The sequence below is a fragment of the Muricauda sp. SCSIO 64092 genome (assembly GCF_023016285.1).
Classification (GTDB): domain Bacteria; phylum Bacteroidota; class Bacteroidia; order Flavobacteriales; family Flavobacteriaceae; genus Croceivirga.
The window spans coordinates 3450768-3468438 of sequence record NZ_CP095413.1 but is presented as its reverse complement, the minus strand read 5'-3'; the positions used below and the strand labels follow the sequence as shown (position 1 = coordinate 3468438).

Below are 17671 nucleotides of genomic sequence, written 5' to 3'. Positions count from 1 at the left end.
TAATGATGAAGAAAGTATTAAAATATATAGGTTTAACAGTTCTTACGGGAGTTTTCTTCTTAACTTCCTGCGAGACCACGGAATTGGACCTTGCCGATAACCCTAACTTTTTAAGACCAGATCAATCAAGTGCGGATTTGTTCTTAAACTCCATCCAAGTGGATTTTGCCACCTTTACAGAGTTGATGGGTTGGAACGGTGGTGATTTGGTAAGGATTAGTTATATGAATGGCCGTAATTATCAAAATATAGCCAACTACGCACCCACACAGCTTAACCTGGAGTGGAACATAGCCTACCAGGCCGATGCACAGGAGGCTTTGCCAAGCGGCCTTGAAGTAAATGGTATATTGGCAGATATAAGGGCCATGGAACCGGAAGCAGTGGAATCGGAACTTTTCCATCATACTGCCATTGGCCAATTTATAGAAGCCTTTACCATGGTCACTTTGGTGGATTTCTTTGGGGATGTGCCTTACAGTGAAGCTTTTCAAGGAGATGGGGAGCAACCCAACCTTAATCCTGGACTGGATTCAGGAGCTAGTATCTACGCCGCCGCCTTGCAACTTTTGGACGATGCCATAGCCAATTTTGGCAGGGATGTCGTTACAGAGCCAGCCAATGACTTTTACTATAATGGAGATTGGGATGATTGGATCAAAGCCTGCAATACCTTAAAGATGAAGATTTACTTGCAGACCCGCTTGGTAGATCCCAACGCCGTTGCCAGTTTTAACGCCATTGTGGCGGAAGGCAATTTTATTGATGAATCTTCCGAAGATTTACAATTTGAATGGGGGACCAATTCCGTGCAGCCCGATGCACGTCACCCAAGATATGCCGATAATTATGTGCCTTCCGGTGGTGCGGACTATCTTCCCAACTGGTTAATGAATTATATGAATGAAAGTGAAGATCCACGTATCCGCTACTATTTTTACAGGCAGGTAAACGCTGTCCCAGGAGCTGAGATCCAACCAAATGAGGAAACGCTGGCATGCTCTTTGGAGCCTGTGCCACAGCATTATACTGACGGTGGCTTTACCTTTTGCTTTTTGGAAAATGGATATTGGGGCCGTGACCACGGTCAAAATGCAGGTATTCCACCAGATGGGTTCACAAGGGCCGTTTATGGCGTTTATCCTTCCGGTGGTAAATTTGATGACAGTAGTTTTACCGGTCTGTCCGTTGGGTCCGGTGCTGGAGGCGCTGGGGCTACACCTATAATCCTTGCCTCCACCGTCGACTTCATGAGAGCTGAAATCGCCATGTTGGACAATCCTGCGGCCGGGAAACCCTTTATGTTGGAAGGTATTGCCAAGTCCATTACCAAGACCACTTCATTTGGCCCAAGGGCAGCCAACTTTGACGGTTCCTTGGCCCCTACTGCCGGAGATATCACGGTGTTCTCCGATGAGTTGGATACTGACTTTGATGCTGCCGATGATAATGGAAAATGGGACTTGCTTGCCGAACAGTTTCTTGTTTCGCTATTTGGAAACGGTATTGATGGGTACAACTTTTACAGGAGAACAGGCTTTCCAACCACTTTACAACCAAATCTAGAGCCTGAACCAGGTGCTTTTGTGCGATCGTTGAACTATCCAGGGGACTTTGTGAACAATAACTCTTCGGTTAGTCCTAAGGCCGATCAGACCGTTCAAGTGTTTTGGGACAACAACCCTGGCTCACCAGCATTCCCAATAGCTAATTAAAAAATAAAGAATAGAAACTATGAAAACATATTTAAATAAAATTCTACTTCTAGGTCTTGTAATCGGAATATCTTGTGAGACTGAGGATAAGATCGTAGATATTATATTAGAGGATGTAGGTAGTGGAGCCGTCCTAAGAACACGTGATGAGACCAATAATCTGATTTTTAATGACGAGACCGATGCCTTCGATGATGACGCCTCCTACAGTGTGCTCCTGGAAGCACAGGATGTAGAGGGAGGTGATTTATTGCAAACCGTGGAAGTGTTTGTCGCTTTTGATGATAACTCAGACAATGGCCCAAGCATGTCCACCGATTTGGTCTCCCTACAGACGCTTTCGGCCAGTGACTTTACCAATGGGGAAAGGGGCTTACCCGTAACCACCATTTCCTACACTGCCGACGAGTTGATTGCTACCACGGGAATCACTGAGTCCCTGGTCATAGGAAAAGACCGTTTTGAGTTTCAATTGACCTTGACCTTGAGCAATGGTGAGGTCTACACCAGTGATGATGTTGGTGGTCCCGTTAGTGGTGGTGCTTACTTTTCCGCACCTTTTGAGTACTTCCCCGTAGTTGCATGTACCATAACGGAAAGCTTGGCGGGAACACACAGCTATGTTACCACCGAAATCGTTCCGGCTCCTCCGGGAACGGATGCTACTTGTAGCGGAAGTGCGACGGGCACAGTTACCTGGACCGAAACGGACACTGCAGGTGTCTACGAATCTTCCGATATGAGTTTTGGTCAATTTGGGGATTGCTATGTGGGCCGAGGGGATGCCACAGGTAATGACATCGAAATTGAATGGGACTGTACAAATCTTGTTCCCGATGGTGAAGTTTATCTTAGGGACGGAGTCGTTATCCCGGACGATGACGATGAGGATGCGGAATTGACCTATTCCTATACCATTACGGATGTTAGTGGACCAGTAATGACCATTGAGTTTTCAAACTCCGTGGGAGATCGCGGGGTAGTGGAACTTACACGGGAAAACAATGAGGATTGGCCGGTAATATTTACGGCCAACAACGAATAATGGCAATGTATTAAGTAATGCTATTTAAAAAGCACCCAGTTTATGGGTGCTTTTTTTTATATAAAAAATTACTTTGAAATCAATATAAGAAGGAATACTACAGGGTATTGTAATAGTAGAATATTTGTGCCACTTTTTTGGGATCGTTCAAATCCAACCGATTTTTATTGATAAAGCCTTTTATTTTGGATGCCTTGGATGTACTGCCCTCAAAAAGACCTACGATTGCCTTTTTGTTCGTTTTTAGAAAACGAATGGTTTGGTCATTCTTATCTTCATAATACAGTTCCCTTTCACTAACAAACCTACTTGCCACCGGCAACTCAAAAGAGGTCGTGGCAGCTTTCCCATCCTTATATCGCTTAATCCTCCGCTCAAACAATACCAAACTATCGGTCTCCGCAATTTGAAACAGATATCCTTCGGTTACGGTATTTCGTTTATTGAAGTAACTTTTAAAAAACATCTTCTTTCCACTAAGCAGGCAATAAATATTCTTGTCCTTGTTAAGAATCAAACTAGTGGAATCCGTATCGTCTATTTTAAGTTGAACCTCATCGCTATAGGCATCATAACGCATATAGGCCTGCCCTTCCACCCCATCTTTGCTATAGATGGTCCCAATATCAAAGTTTCTGTTGAGAAACCGAGAACCTTTTATAGACCTGTCATCGCCATCCTTTAACTGTCTGCTGGCCATTTGCTGAAAAGCATATTGCAACATGGGTTGCATTCCAAAAGATTCATTGTCCGCATTGTAGTTTGCCGGAATTTGGGAAAACAGGCAGTGACATCCCATGCTGAAAATAGCTGTTAAAATTAGTTTTGAATCCATACCGAGAAAAGTGTTTTACTACTATTTAAAAATATCACAAATATTGGAAATACCCTATTCTGTGCCAAGAATCCAATATCTTAGCCCACTATGAAGTCAAGAGATCATATTTTTGGCCTCCGGGCCATAATTGAGGCAATTCAAGCCAAAAAGCATGTTGACAAAGTCTATTTGCAAAAAGGCCTTTCGGGCGAATTGTTCAAAGAGTTGGAGTTTATACTCCGAAAGAATAAAATAGCCACATCCTATGTTCCCATAGAAAAGCTCAACAAACTCACTCAAAATAATCACCAAGGTGCCGTTGCCCTAATTTCACCCGTGGATTTCCAAGATTTTGAATCATTGGTCGAGGAGATTTTGGAACGGGACAGCGTGCCGCTATTTTTACTGCTTGATCAAGTAACCGATGTACGAAACTTTGGTGCCATTATCCGTACGGCAGAGTGTACCGGTGTGGATGCCATTATTGTTCCCAAGACAGGCTCTGCACCGATAACCAGTGATACCATAAAAACTTCGGCTGGCGCCGTTTTTAATATTCCCATCGCAAAAGTGGACCACCTTAAGGATGCCATCTACTACTTACAGGCTTCCAACATAGCTATTGTTGCAGCAACGGAAAAGGGGGACGATACCATATTTCAAACCAACCTGAAATCCGGTTGTGCGATAATCATGGGTGCAGAGGACAAGGGTATTTCCGACTCCATACTAAAACTTGTGGACCATAAGGCCAAGCTTCCCATAGCAGGAAAAATTGGTTCTTTGAACGTTTCAGTTGCTTGTGGTGCTATTCTTTATGAGGTCTTTAGGCAGCGTCTTGGCTAGTCTTCCTTGGTTTTTTTAAAGTGATAAATGATTTCGGTATCCCCTTCCTCGGATTTTGGACGTTCCATAAAATTTCCATTTTCATCAAAATGTTTTAGGAACTCATCTTCCGTTTCGTCATAATCCTCATTTTCCCACTCATACTTTTTAGGAACGGGAATGTCCACCTTAATGGTTCTTGCCAAAAAAAGACCCGCTAAAAACCCTGATAGATGGCCTTCCCAAGAGATTCCATCCTCAATGGGAAAAATATACCACAGCATACTTCCATAGATAAAAACCACGGTCAATGAAAGCGCTATCAACCGAAAGTGTTTTTCAAAAATTCCCTTAAAGAAGATAAAACTGGCCAACATGTAGATGATTCCACTTGCACCAATGTGATAACTCTCCCTTCCCACCAACCAAGTTAAAGCGCCCGAAATAAACCATCCCCACAAAAGAATCTTCCAGGCTTTTTGTCTATAAAAATAGAACAGGGCCAAAGTCAGGATAGCCAGTGGAATGGTATTGTTATATAAATGGCCCAAAGAGCCATGGATGAATGGACTTAGGATTATGCCCCTAAGCCCCGAAAGACTTCTTGGAAATAGGCCATAGGAATTAAAACTGATGGAAAAATTGACTTCAAACCAAAAAACGGACCATATGGCCAATACCGCAAAAAGGGGGACCAACAATAGTTCCAAGGAAAATTTGAAATAATGGTGTTCAGACATACCCTTTAAAATGCAACAAATACGCCAAATATGCAAAACTGGACAAAAGGTCATTTGTGGATTCTAATTATTTTTATGCCATGAACAGACCTTTAGCAGAGCGAATACGTCCCAAAACCCTCAATGATTATATCAGTCAGAATCATTTGGTAGGTGAAAAAGGAGCTTTGTACCAACAAATAAAGTCCGGTATGGTTCCTTCCCTGATTTTTTGGGGACCTCCGGGCACGGGCAAGACCACTTTGGCCAACATTATTGCCAATGAAAGTGGCCGTCCTTTTTATACCCTTAGTGCTATTAGCAGTGGGGTCAAGGATGTTCGGGAGATTATAGAAAAGGCAAAACAAAGTGGTGGTCTTTTTACGTCCAAAAACCCAATTCTCTTTATTGATGAAATTCACAGGTTCAGCAAGTCACAACAAGATTCCCTTTTGGGAGCCGTGGAAAAGGGGTGGGTAACGCTTATTGGAGCCACAACGGAAAATCCCAGTTTTGAGGTCATCCCCGCATTGATTTCCCGATGCCAGGTATATGTATTGGAACCTTTTGGAAAGGAAGATTTGGAACGCTTGCTGGAACGTGCCATACAAGAAGATGAGCTTCTCAAATCAAAAAAAATCGAATTAAGGGAAACCGAGGCCTTATTTCGCCTATCCGGTGGCGATGGAAGAAAATTGCTCAATATTTTTGAGCTCTTGATCAATTCCGATGAGGGCAATTCCATTGTAATCACGAATGATGTGGTTCTGCAAAAAGTACAGAAAAACACTGTCCTTTACGATAAAACAGGCGAACAACATTATGATATCATCTCGGCATTCATTAAATCAATAAGGGGAAGTGATCCCAATGCTTCGGTGTATTGGTTGGCCCGAATGATCGAGGGTGGTGAAGATGTCAAATTCATTGCCCGAAGGATGGTCATCCTTGCTTCCGAGGATATTGGCAATGCCAATCCAACCGCTTTGGTCTTGGCGAATGCCACTTTTCAAGCCGTGAATATCATTGGTTATCCCGAGGCCCGTATTATTTTGAGCCAATGCGCTACCTATTTGGCCAGTTCACCAAAGAGCAATGCCAGTTATTTGGCCATTGGCAAGGCGCAGCAAAAGGTAAGGGAAACGGGAGACCTATCGGTTCCCATGAACATTAGAAATGCCCCTACAAAATTGATGAAGGATTTGGGTTACGGTAAGGGGTATGGTTATGCCCATGACCATGTAAACAATTTTATCGACCAAGAGTTTTTGCCAGAGGAAATAGCAGGGACAACATTCTATGTCCCTGGGAAAAATCCTAGGGAAAATACAATGCGCGAGTTCCTAAAAAAGCGATGGAAGGAAAAATACGATTTTTAGAACTTTATGTTCAATTCTTTGGCTTTACTCCCGTTTTCGTCCATTTCCACGTACCACTTCCCTTCATCTTTGAAAATAACGCCGTTTTTTCCATCCTTGGTAATTAAAAATATGTCGGGTGAAGAAGTAGTCTTTAGTACATACACTATTTTTGGTGTTGCATCCACTAGCTGATACCCCCCTTCTATCGGTTGGGCATACAATAGATCTTTTCCCCTATTCCCCTCCTCAAATTCCTGGATTTGTGGTCGTACCATTTGTTCTTTGGATGGATCCGATTCCTTTTTTTCCACCACCGCGCTGGCATTGTTATTCGAATCCTCTTCCAACGACCTTATATCATTTTCAAAACTGATGGTAACAGTTTCGGATGCTTTTTCATTTTCCTTTGGTTCATAGCTATAATTAAGCCCACGCAATGATCCAAAGGCTTCCGATATTGCTTCCTTGTAAGCTTGTTTATACTCTTTAACCCTAGTAGACCCCTCTTGGGTTTCAAAAATTACCGCCCCATTACAATCAACCAAAGAAAGTTTGACCTTGGTTGAAAATAGTGACGAATTATCCACCAAATTGGTCCTTAGTGCCAGACAGGGGTTGCCCATTAAATCTATGGGTAAGGCATTGTTGTAAACGGCATTGTACCCTTCGTTGGTCAAAAGGTATTTGATCAATGTACTGGTCTGAAATTGATTTTCTTTCTTAAAGACATCAAACTTTGTAGGTACCACAATATATTTATAATCGTTCAACTGTCCGTAGCCAAATAGATGGCCAATCAGCACCAAGCCCAGCAACACTATGGTTTTTTTCATATTGGGATTATAATCAATTACCATTCCAAGATATAATATTAAATCCGAACTGTAAAGAGGCATAGTGGCTGTTTGGAATATTGGCATACCCCAAAAGGTTATCACCCAAAAGATAGAAATTAACGGGCCCCGCTTGTAGATTCAGTCCCAAACCAATATTGGAAAAACTGTACTTATCCACGGTATATGTTGTTTTAAATGCCAATGTGTTTCCCAATCTCCGTTGATAAAATCCCGTAAGCGCTGCTTGGGGACCACGCACCCTATTTATCACAAACAGTTGTCCGCCAACGGCATTGACATAGTCCAAATTCTCTGTCCTTGAAACTACGCTCGTGCCGCATCCGCAATTTTTGGTTTTTGGTCCGGGTCCCCCAAAGTTGTAGCGGAAAGAGGCATTTAAGCTAATAGGTCTTAAGGTTATATAGGAGTCCTCATTGGTATCAAAAGGAACTTGCGCTTCAAAATCGTCCACAAGTTCTTGCCAAATTTCAGTATTGAAATTGGCCAAATCCTCGGGCAATACTATTTCCACTCCTTCATTGGAGGCCGCTCCCTGTAACGTATAATTCTTAATGGCATTGGTATGATAAATGAACCCTACATCCAATAGGCTGGCGGTAAAAAAGCTATTTCTCCCAAAACTATGGGTGAAACCGATATCAAATCCAATGCCCAAATTCCCCCCAAAGAAGGAGCGACGTAGTAGAAGACTGGCCAAATCTACCTTTGTCGTCCCGGTGTCCTCCTCTATGATATCAATGATTTCCTGTACCCCGGAAGTTCGCATGGTAACATCGGCGACCAGGGTATTTCTCAAAATATTGTTTTCGCCCCGCGTCGTCACAAAATACCCATCATTATTGGCAGATTTGAACTCAAATACACTGGAATATAGTTTGGCCCGTGCACCTACCGTCCATTTGTTGTTCAGTTTTCGGTTAATGCCAAAGTGAAATACGTTGATAGCTTCCCCTTGAGTGGCAATATGATTGAGGCTAAATCGCCTGTTTAAGTTATCCGCGTTTCCTTCAAATGCCAATACGGCCAAATCCTCGGGCCAGAATTGTGAAATAAAACCCTCACCGTATATTCCAAAGGAATAATAATCCCTGGGCTGATTAGTACTCCTAAAACCAATATTGAACAATTCAATCTGACCACTCCCCCCAAATTCATCATTCTTGTTTAAACCGTTAACGACCTGGTTCCTGAACTTGGTGGTAAAGTCGATACCATCATTTGCAAACAAATCGCTTACTGTGATACCACTACTGCCCGCCTGAAATGAAAAAGCAGGTAACAAAGGAACCCCTGAATGCCATTTGTAAGGGGTTTTTACTCCAGGATTGAGCATTAAAGACTGGGGAATCTCATAAAAATCATACAACAACTGTTTGTTTTGGGCACACAATGTTGCCATTCCACAAAGAATGGTCCATAAAACCAAGGCTTGTTTTCTCATCGTAATCGTAATCTAAAGGCAGCGCTTGATCTAAGGATTATTTTGGGCTCGGATTGTGAGGATTGGCTAGTGGCATCACCCAAATTTTCCCCACTTACCCTAATATTTGTGGTATTTCTAAGAATATCAATTGACTTGCCCCCTTGCCCATAGGCAACTTGACGTTCCAGCAATGGAGCTGGGTCTTGGGGAATCACAAAGGATTCACTGTCCAAAATATTTCCATCCGCATCCAAAAACTCAATTACTATCCCTAGAGGTTTACTTGTAGTATTTTCTACCTCATATGTAATGGTCCCATCCAATACCCTTTCTGAGACAAAGGCCTCATTAAAAGCCTCAAAAGTGAAGGTTTGGTCATAAAAACCTCCGGTACCCGCCAAATTTATGGTGTCTTCATCAGACTCGACATAAAGAATACTGGAAGCCACCGTTGGTTCTATGCTCAGATCATCAAACTGATCAAAATCCGTTTCCTCGGCGCAGGAATACAGTAAAAAAAGAAATAGAAAAAGAAGGGACGGTTTTTTCATTTTGAGCAATATCAGTGGCCTAATAACAATTGAGGTAAGCCCTACCCTACTATAACTCTATAAAAACTGTTTTATTTCGTGAAGATGGTGAATGATTTTTGAGAATTCATGGAAATTTTCACCGTTGGAATTAAAATGTAAGGTGTGAAATCCTACAGCTTGCGCGCCAAGAATATCGGCTTCCAGATTATCCCCGATCATCAATGAATTATTGGGCAGGGTGTTTGCCTTCTCCAGCGCCATCTGGAAAATCCTTGGGTTGGGCTTCTTTACCCCTGCCATTTCGGAATTCACCACAATTTCAAAATATCCCGAAATCTTGGAGTTGATCATTTTCTTCCGCTGCGTTTCCGCAAAACCATTGGTGATGATGTGTAATCGATATGAACTTTTTAAATACTCCAGGATTTCAAATGTGCCCGAAATTAAATGACCAAAAGAGGAGAGATTTTTAATATAATCCTCAGAAAGTCTGTGAATGGTATTGTCATCCACTTTTTTACCGATCTCATCAAAACTCTGTTTCAACCTTTGATAACGTAGGTTTTCCTTGGTCACTTTTTCTTCGCGATAAAGTTTCCAAAACTTGAAATTAATAGGTGTATAGACCTTTAAAAAGTTTTCAAGATCTACCTGAAGATCATGTTTTTCAAAAATGGATTGAAATGTGAGCTCGGAGTTTCTCTCAAAATCCCAAAGGGTATGGTCCAAATCAAAAAACACATCGGTAACGACCCCCTTAAACATAATAGCGTTTTAAAAGGGATTCGTATAGCTCCAACCAGTTAATTTTATGTTTTTCGCCAAGGAGTTCATTGGAGAACACCAAGATAAAATCCCCCTTAACCAGTTTTACCTTTCGGTACATTTGGTCCAATTGGGCAAAAATCCCCTCTTTATTCCCATGCTTTCTCAAGGCATAATCACAAACGGCAAAGGGATGGATCTTAATTGGCTGTTGTACCTCCAAATTAATGTCATAAAACGGAAAGGGGACCGAAGTACCCGCCCGAAACCCCAAATAGTGGGTATAGCCCAAGGAATAGTCATCCGTAAATTCGGCTTCAACCAAATCCCTGTACGTATGGGGCACAAAGACTTTGTTATAGCGCATTCGTGAATACTTGATCGGTCTGTTAATGAGATTTGACAACTGCATTTTCTCCTTTTTTAAGGTGTCCACATCCGCACCTGCCGCCATGGATGCACTTAAAGATACTATACTGTAATCAGCCACCGATTTGATCAAATACCGAAAACGGTTTTTGTGGATCGAAATGTTCTTGTCATGGGCAGAGTAAGCCGCAAACTGAAAAAAGAACATGGTCTTGGCCCTAAATTTTTTGTGAATTTCCACGAGCCTTGAAAAGTTGTCATAGGGATCTTTTTTGGGATTGAACCAAACCACAATGCGTTTTACCATGCGCGAGAGTTTCAAGCCCGAAAGATCATAAAAAAACCCGGCCGCGCTGCGACCAAATCCGCGTAAGGCAAAACAATGTGAAGTGGTCACATTGACTATGGAAGTAAACCGATACTTTTTAGGTTTTACCATAATATCCGAAAAACGCGCCATAAGAATCTTAAGGAACTTATGGGACCATAGGTCCACCACGGGGGTATCCAAAAACCCATGTTCGTAGGCCACACTGGTTTCGGGTGGAAACCTGCCCAATTCATCCTTTACGTGTGGTAGATATTCCTCATACCTGCTCAATAGATAAAAACTGGCGGAAAAGATGTCAAAAGGAATATTGCTCCGTTCATCGGTAGCAAAAAAACAGGGAATTCCCTCCCAGTCTTGAACCCTTATTTGAATGTCATTGATTCCCTGTTCAAAAAGCAGATCATTTGAACGAATAAAAAATTCATTCTGAAGGGGTTGCTTGGTGTAGGTGATTTTGGGGCCCTGGTGTTTTATAAAATCCTCTACCTTGGTGGTAAACCCAATTTCAATACCCAATAATTGTACAAATATGTGCTTCATGGTATAACTGAAGCGATTGGTGATTTTATGGGTATAAATGAGCAACATGCCTATTCAACACAAAATTTATAATTGAACTCATTTAAACTTTTTTGAATTAGGCGAAAATTAGGGATTTTGTGCCCAGTTGAAAGCTTTTTTGAGTTGCATAGCTGGGCTACGGAAGGAAAAAAAGACGAAAAATGGGTGCAGATGGACAATTTTTTAGCCATTTGAAAAAGTTTAAATGAGTTCACTAGCAAATCCAAAAGATCGGCCTATCCATTTTGAAGTTTCATAAGATTCCTTCATCGGCAAAACTAAAATAGCTGTTTTGGGCAATAATGAGATGGTCCAACGTTTTAATATCCAATGCTCCGGACGCGGTTTTCAGTTTTTTGGTGATCTCTTTGTCAGAACGACTTGGTTTTAGTGTACCGGAAGGATGGTTATGCGCCAAAATCAAGCCAACGGCACTATGTTCCAAGGCATGTTTCATTACCAAACGCACATCGACCAAGGTTCCGGTCATACCGCCCTTGCTCAGTTGTTCCCTGTGCAACACCTTATTGGAATTATTCAAGTATAGGATCCAAAATTCTTCATGGGGCAATTCTCCCATTAGGGGCTGTAATAGCTCAAAGGCATCTTTACTACTGGTGATTTTAGTTACTTTTTGAACCTCTTCCCCCCTTCGTCTCCTTCCAAATTCCAAGGCAGCCGCAATGGTTATGGCTTTGGCCTCCCCAATGCCCTTAAATCCCATTAACTGTTTAATGGACAGCCTACCCAATTCATTTAGGTTGTTTCCTGCTGAAGAAAGAATTCGCTTACTGAGTTCAACAGCACTTTCCTTTTTGCTCCCAGAGCCTATAAGAATGGCGATAAGCTCCGCATCGGAAAGTGCCAAACGGCCTTTTTGCAACATTTTCTCACGGGGTTTGTCATCATCCGCCCAATTCTTAATGGAAAGTGAGTTTTGCTTTTCTTGCATGCTTTAAAGATAGGAGTTTAATTTCATGTAGGTCACTCTTAAAAGCACTCCAAAACGGAACTTTTTCACCATTGCGATAAACCCGAAATTGGACGTTGTCCATATCACCATTTTGCGTTGTACGGTTAGCCTATTTACCACTCAATTCCCCCTTGATTTAACCAAAAAAACGAATAAAATAACTGTACATTTCTTAATTTTAGTAGAGAAATTTACTACAATGAAAAAAGCATTTTTTATTACCCTAATGGTTGTCCAAACCGGCCTGAGCGCCCAGTGGACGGATAATGGAAGTAGCATCACCACAACGGATAAGGTTGGCATCGGAACGACAACGCCATCATCGGAGCTTGAAATCAAATCGATTACGGGAAATGACGCTGAAATACACATCAATGCCGGTTCGGACGGTGATCAGTCCATCATTAGATTTTTAGATCAAGGACAGAGGACCTGGGGACTGCTCTCCAATTATCCCCATACCGGTAAGTTTAGTCTATACAATTATCAACTGGGGACAAATTCAATAGTTTTTGATTCCAATGGGAATGTTGGTATTGGGACCTCTTCCCCAGGTACCAAACTACATATTTTTGGCAGCAATGTAGGTTCTGGCAATATCCTATCCTCGGTGATGTTGGGTAAGCAAAATGGTCCTGAAATCCAAGCAATCCAAGAGGCCACAGACGATGATATTCAGGGATTGGCATTTCGGGTAAAATCCAGTGGCGCCTTTGTAGATTCCAATTTTGAGGCCATGCGAATTAATAGAAGCGGTAATGTAGGGATAGGCACTACTGCCCCTGATGCCAAACTAGCAGTAAATGGCGACATCCATGCCAAAGAGGTCAAAGTGGACCTGGTGGGCTGGCCGGATTATGTGTTTGATAAGAACTATGAGTTGCCTTCTTTGGAAGAAGTGGAAGCCCATATTGTGGAAAAAGGACACTTACAGGATATCCCCAGTGCCCAAGAGGTGATGGAAAACGGTATCCAACTTGGGGAAATGGATGCCAAACTGCTTCAAAAGATTGAGGAACTGATGCTCTATACCATCAAGCAACAGAAGGAAATCCAAACGCTTAAAGCACAGAATCAAGATTTACAAAAGCAACTTAACCAAATACGATCAAGATGAAAAAAGCAACCTTAACCCTTTTTACCTTTTCAATAGCGATATTCTTGTATCCCCAACAATGGACAGGGCCCGATGGCGGAAATACTATTACCACCTCGTATAATGTGGGAATTGGAACAGGATCTCCGGCTTATGCCCTGGATGTTTATGGAGCTTCTGAAGGACTTCGACTGGGGGATTCCAATAATTTTCTCCTTTTTAGAAATATTCTCGGTGGCACCAATGAGATTAGGAGTTACGGTTTAGAATTGGAAATTGAGACAAGAAATTCCCAGGATATCCTTTTCAACAGCAATAACGGGAATTCAAGATTGATGACCATTAAAGGTGACGGAAGTGGTGTTGGAATAGGAACGTCTTCTCCAACTTCAAAACTTCATATATCAGGAAATGGGGCTGTCATCAAGCTTCAAAACACTAGTAAGGAGGATACTGATGATTCTTTTTATGGATGGTTGGGAGGTTATGACAAAAGTGGGGATGAAGTATGGTGGCTGGGAGAGGGTAGCAACAATAGAAAGTACCTTGGTTTTTTTACGAATCGCAACGGCTATGATTTAAGAATTTTTGCAAAAGGCCAAGGTTTGATTGTCAAAAACAACGGAGATGTAGGTATCGGGACCGAAACTCCCGATGCCAAACTTGCGGTCAATGGTAACATCCATACCAAAGAGGTCAAAGTGGATATGGTGGGCTGGCCGGATTATGTTTTCGATAAGGACTATGAGTTGCCTTCTTTGAAAGAAGTGGAAAATTATATTAAGGAAAAAGGACACTTACAAGATATCCCCAGTGCCCAAGAGGTAGTCGAAGATGGCATCATGCTCGGGGAAATGAACGCCAAACTGCTCCAAAAGATTGAGGAACTGATGCTCTATACCATTGCGCAACAGAAGGAGATTCAAAATCTCGTTAAGGAAATGAACTCCGTTAAAGCGCGAAATCAAGAATTACAAAATCAACTCAACCAGATACAATCAAGATGAAAACAATCATTCTAGCTTTTTCGTTATGCTTCCTAAGCTTTTTAAATGCGCAACTTTTAGTACCCGAAAACTCAATTCGATTTTCTGAGGATAGGGGGTTCGATTATGACCCAAATACGGACGCCGTGTATTTTAATGACTTTAACAATGGTAAGGTAATAACTTTTGGTGTTGGAGGAAACATCTACAACAACGGTACTTTGAGCTCGTTGGGCACAATATGGGCAATAGGCAACAAAATAAGATTTTCGGAAGACAGAGGTTTCGATTATGACCCAAACAAAGATGCTGTGTATTTTAATGACTTTAACAATGGTAGGGTAATAACCTTTGGCATAGGCGGGAGCATTACCAATAATGGAACCTTGAGCTCATTGGGCACGATATGGGCAATGGGCAACAAAATAAGGTTCTCGGAAGACAGAGGTTTCGATTATGACCCAAACACGGATGCCGTTTATTTTAATGACTATAACATTGGTAAAGTGGTAACGTTTGCCAGAGGGGGAAGAGTAGGGATTGGAACAACCGATCCAAAACAGATGCTTTCAATCCAGTCAACAAGACCAAAGTTTGTTTTAACCGACAATGACGGAGATGCTGGGGTCATTGAGTTTTACGAACTAACAAATCAATTACGTTTTCAAAAATGGTTGAATTCCGGAAGTACATATGACAAAACAATTATGGTATTGGACGGTGATTATGGCAATGTTGGTATTGGCACCCTCACACCCGATGCCAGACTAGCGGTCAACGGTGACATCCATGCCAAAGAGGTCAAAGTGGACCTAGTGGGCTGGCCGGATTACGTGTTTGATAAGGATTATGAGTTGCCTACTTTAGAAGATGTAGAAACCCATATAAAAGAAAAAGGACATCTACAGGACATCCCTAGTGCCCAAAAGGTAGCAGAAAACGGTATCAAACTTGGGGAAATGAATGCCAAACTGCTCCAAAAGATTGAGGAACTGATGCTCTATACCATTGCGCAACAGAAGGAGATTCAAAAGCTTAAAGAAGAGGTCAAGTTATTGAGGGAGGGGCAAAAGTAAAACCATCACTTAGTTTTGGCATCATTGCCGAGTTAAGGGTACTGATTTTTGTATTCAAAAGCCTACTTGTTACTTGGCATGGAACTTTGTACTTTGGGACAAGAAAAACCGTATTCCATGAAATCCCTTTTTGACACAGATGCCCACCAAGAGGTTTTGGATAGATTGCGCAAAATTACCGCGGACACCCAACCCGCCTGGGGAAAAATGAATGCCGGACAGATGATGCGCCATTGCCAACTCCCGTTGGAAATTGCATTGGGGAGGACCACCTTGCCCAAACCCAATTTTTTTATGGGATTACTGATGAAATCCTTTAAAAAAGGAATGTATGATGACAAGCTTTGGAAAAAGAACATGCCTACACCAAAACAGTTCCGAGTAGAGGACAAAAGGGACTTTGACAAGGAAAAATCGACCTTAACCCGTTTATTAACGGATTTCCACGAAACCAGAACACTAAAGGATAGGGACCCCCATCCCGCTTTTGGGCATTTTACCTATGACCAATGGGGACAAATGCAATATAAGCACTTAGACCACCATTTTAGACAGTTTGGGGTGTAGTCTGAAGGACTATCCTTCTTCATCATTTTCGATTACCTGTTGTTCCATCCTTGCCCGGGTATCATTAACGCTGCGGTCTTCCTCCATAATTACATTGGAAACACCTATCATAATGGCCATTAAGGCCATGGAGACAACGCTTCTGACCATTTTCATAAGTTTGATTGCCGTACTAATGCGCATGGCTGATATAGTTCAAAAGCCGTTCCCAAAAAGAATTCCCTGACAAATATTCCGGATACAAACTAAAAATGTTCGGCGACCTTATTAAAATCCAATCCTCCATAGTTACCGGAACTCATAAGAAGTAAAACGGTGTTTGTAAAATCCTGACCGAACAAAAATTCCTGAAACAATCGCGGTTCGGTAAATATAATCAGGTCATCACGCTGAAAAGCGTCTGCAATCTGTTGCTCGGATACGGTATCCAATTTTTTGATTTCAACGGCTTTGGGGGAATAAAAGACCACCGCATCATCTGCGGCGTCCAAAGCCCCCTTGTAATACTTCAAGAATTCGGCATTTAGGCTGCTGTACGTATGCAACTCCAAACAGGCCAATAGTTTTTTGTTAGGGAACTGCTCCTTTACCGCCTGTGCAGTAGCCTTTACCTTGCTCGGTGCATGTGCAAAATCCTTAAAGGCAACGGATGTTGGTCCCTCGGCAATCTTCTCCATACGCTTACTAGCCCCTTTAAAGGTTCCTATGGCCTCGTAAAAATCCGCCTCGTCCACCCCCATTTGCTGACAAATCCATTTGGCCCCCATGAGATTACTGAGGTTGTGTCTCCCAAAGATCTCCAAAGGCATTGGTCCATCTTCAGTTTCCAAAAAGGTAATTCCATTGTCCACTGCATACTCCGGGGTTTCATAAGGTAACTTGCGAATGGTGTTTTGCGAAGCTTCAACTACTTTTTTTACTTCTGGGTCCTCTGCATTATAAGTGATGCTCCCTCCCTTTATAATACCATCCACAAAAACCTGAAACTGTTCCAAATAATTCTCGTAGGTAGGAAAAACATTGATATGATCCCAGGCAATTCCACTCAAGAGTGCAATATTGGCGTGATATAAATGGAATTTAGGCCTACGGTCAATCGGTGAACTTAAATACTCGTCCCCTTCCAGGACGATAAAATCATTTTCTTCGGTGAGATGTACCATTCGCTCAAAACCCTCCAATTGTGCACCCACCATATAGTCCACTTCAATGCCATTATAATGTAGCACATGAAGGATCATTGAAGTAATCGTGGTCTTGCCATGGCTTCCCCCAATAACGACCCTGGTCTTATTCTTGGACAGCTCATAAAGGAACTCCGGATAGGAATATATCTTTACCCCCATTTGCTGTGCCCGATTCAATTCTGGATTATCGGGTTTCGCATGCATTCCCAGAATTACGGCATCCAAATCTGCTGTAATTTTCTCTGGAAACCATCCGAATTCCCTGGGCAACAGGCCTTTTTCATCCAATCGGCTTTTGGAAGGTTCAAAAATAACATCATCGCTACCGGTTACCCGATAGCCTTTGTGTTCAAGGGCCAAAGCCAGATTGTGCATGGCACTGCCACCAATGGCAATAAAATGAATATGCATTCGGTAAAAATTTCCGCCCAAAGATAAAAAATGGAAAATGTTTAACTAGGTGAT

Annotated in this window: 18 protein-coding genes; 8 read left to right on the top strand and 10 right to left on the bottom strand. The window is 42.1% G+C overall.

Annotated elements, in window-relative coordinates; translation table 11 throughout:
* Positions 1–2: 2 nt before the first annotated feature.
* A complete protein-coding gene (locus tag L0P88_RS14685) occupies positions 3–1715 on the top strand; it encodes a SusD/RagB family nutrient-binding outer membrane lipoprotein (RefSeq protein WP_247130671.1) in 1713 nt (570 codons plus the stop codon).
* 19 nt (positions 1716–1734) lie between these two features.
* Entirely contained in the window at positions 1735–2760 is a 1026-nt protein-coding gene (locus tag L0P88_RS14680; RefSeq protein WP_247130670.1) for a hypothetical protein, read from the top strand.
* Positions 2761–2857: 97 nt separating this feature from the next.
* On the opposite strand, the gene L0P88_RS14675 is transcribed toward L0P88_RS14680, so the two are convergent.
* Positions 2858–3595 carry a hypothetical protein gene (locus tag L0P88_RS14675; protein ID WP_247130669.1) on the bottom strand — a complete coding sequence of 246 codons (738 nt, stop codon included), beginning with the start codon at positions 3593–3595 and terminating at the stop codon, positions 2858–2860.
* A 90-nt stretch (positions 3596–3685) separates the two neighbouring features.
* On the opposite strand from L0P88_RS14675, the gene rlmB reads away from it, so the two are divergent.
* The gene (rlmB, locus tag L0P88_RS14670; RefSeq protein ID WP_247130667.1) at positions 3686–4423 is read left to right on the top strand and encodes a 23S rRNA (guanosine(2251)-2'-O)-methyltransferase RlmB; all 738 of its coding nucleotides are present in this window, start codon (positions 3686–3688) and stop codon (positions 4421–4423) included.
* On the opposite strand, the gene L0P88_RS14665 is transcribed toward rlmB, so the two are convergent.
* Entirely contained in the window at positions 4420–5142 is a 723-nt protein-coding gene (locus tag L0P88_RS14665) for a rhomboid family intramembrane serine protease (protein WP_247130666.1), read from the bottom strand. The two genes, rlmB and L0P88_RS14665, sit on opposite strands and share 4 nt — an antisense overlap.
* An 80-nt stretch (positions 5143–5222) precedes the next feature.
* Between L0P88_RS14665 and L0P88_RS14660 the strand changes: the two genes are divergently transcribed.
* Positions 5223–6500, top strand: a complete 1278-nt coding sequence (locus tag L0P88_RS14660; RefSeq protein WP_247130665.1) for a replication-associated recombination protein A — start codon at positions 5223–5225, stop codon at positions 6498–6500.
* Here the strand turns inward: L0P88_RS14660 and L0P88_RS14655 are convergent.
* The 6 genes from L0P88_RS14655 to radC form a co-directional block, all read right to left on the bottom strand.
* A complete protein-coding gene (locus L0P88_RS14655; protein WP_247130664.1) occupies positions 6497–7315 on the bottom strand; it encodes a hypothetical protein in 819 nt (272 codons plus the stop codon). The genes L0P88_RS14660 and L0P88_RS14655 overlap by 4 nt on opposite strands.
* 13 nt (positions 7316–7328) lie before the next feature.
* Entirely contained in the window at positions 7329–8738 is a 1410-nt protein-coding gene (locus tag L0P88_RS14650) for a DUF5723 family protein (protein WP_247130663.1), read from the bottom strand.
* A gap of 38 nt (positions 8739–8776) precedes the next feature.
* Positions 8777–9313: a hypothetical protein gene (locus L0P88_RS14645; protein WP_247130662.1), complete on the bottom strand. Its 537-nt coding sequence runs from the start codon at positions 9311–9313 to the stop codon at positions 8777–8779.
* 57 nt (positions 9314–9370) lie between these two features.
* Positions 9371–10060, bottom strand: coding sequence for a YjjG family noncanonical pyrimidine nucleotidase (locus L0P88_RS14640; RefSeq protein WP_247130660.1), 690 nt, complete (start codon positions 10058–10060; stop codon positions 9371–9373).
* Positions 10053–11300, bottom strand: a complete 1248-nt coding sequence (locus L0P88_RS14635) for a polysaccharide deacetylase family protein (RefSeq protein WP_313791561.1) — start codon at positions 11298–11300, stop codon at positions 10053–10055. The genes L0P88_RS14640 and L0P88_RS14635 overlap by 8 nt, the downstream gene beginning before the upstream one ends.
* Positions 11301–11574: 274 nt before the next feature.
* Positions 11575–12273, bottom strand: coding sequence for a RadC family protein (gene radC / locus L0P88_RS14630; protein WP_247130658.1), 699 nt, complete (start codon positions 12271–12273; stop codon positions 11575–11577).
* Between the two features lie 220 nt (positions 12274–12493).
* Between radC and L0P88_RS14625 the strand changes: the two genes are divergently transcribed.
* The 4 genes from L0P88_RS14625 to L0P88_RS14610 all read left to right on the top strand — a co-directional run bounded on the left by L0P88_RS14625 (position 12494) and on the right by L0P88_RS14610 (position 16019).
* Positions 12494–13411 carry a tail fiber protein gene (locus L0P88_RS14625; RefSeq protein WP_247130657.1) on the top strand — a complete coding sequence of 306 codons (918 nt, stop codon included), beginning with the start codon at positions 12494–12496 and terminating at the stop codon, positions 13409–13411.
* The gene (locus tag L0P88_RS14620; RefSeq protein WP_247130656.1) at positions 13408–14397 is read left to right on the top strand and encodes a hypothetical protein; all 990 of its coding nucleotides are present in this window, start codon (positions 13408–13410) and stop codon (positions 14395–14397) included. Before L0P88_RS14625 ends, L0P88_RS14620 begins: the two co-directional genes overlap by 4 nt.
* Positions 14394–15452, top strand: coding sequence for a hypothetical protein (locus tag L0P88_RS14615; RefSeq protein ID WP_247130655.1), 1059 nt, complete (start codon positions 14394–14396; stop codon positions 15450–15452). Before L0P88_RS14620 ends, L0P88_RS14615 begins: the two co-directional genes overlap by 4 nt.
* Before the next feature lie 117 nt (positions 15453–15569).
* Entirely contained in the window at positions 15570–16019 is a 450-nt protein-coding gene (locus L0P88_RS14610) for a DUF1569 domain-containing protein (protein ID WP_247130654.1), read from the top strand.
* Between the two features lie 9 nt (positions 16020–16028).
* Here L0P88_RS14610 and L0P88_RS14605 read toward each other — a convergent pair whose 3' ends face one another.
* On the bottom strand, positions 16029–16169 hold the full coding sequence (locus L0P88_RS14605; RefSeq protein ID WP_247130653.1) for a hypothetical protein: 141 nt from the start codon (positions 16167–16169) through the stop codon (positions 16029–16031).
* A 95-nt stretch (positions 16170–16264) separates the two neighbouring features.
* Positions 16265–17617: a UDP-N-acetylmuramate--L-alanine ligase gene (gene murC, locus L0P88_RS14600; protein ID WP_247130652.1), complete on the bottom strand. Its 1353-nt coding sequence runs from the start codon at positions 17615–17617 to the stop codon at positions 16265–16267.
* Between the last annotated feature and the right edge of the window lie 54 nt (positions 17618–17671).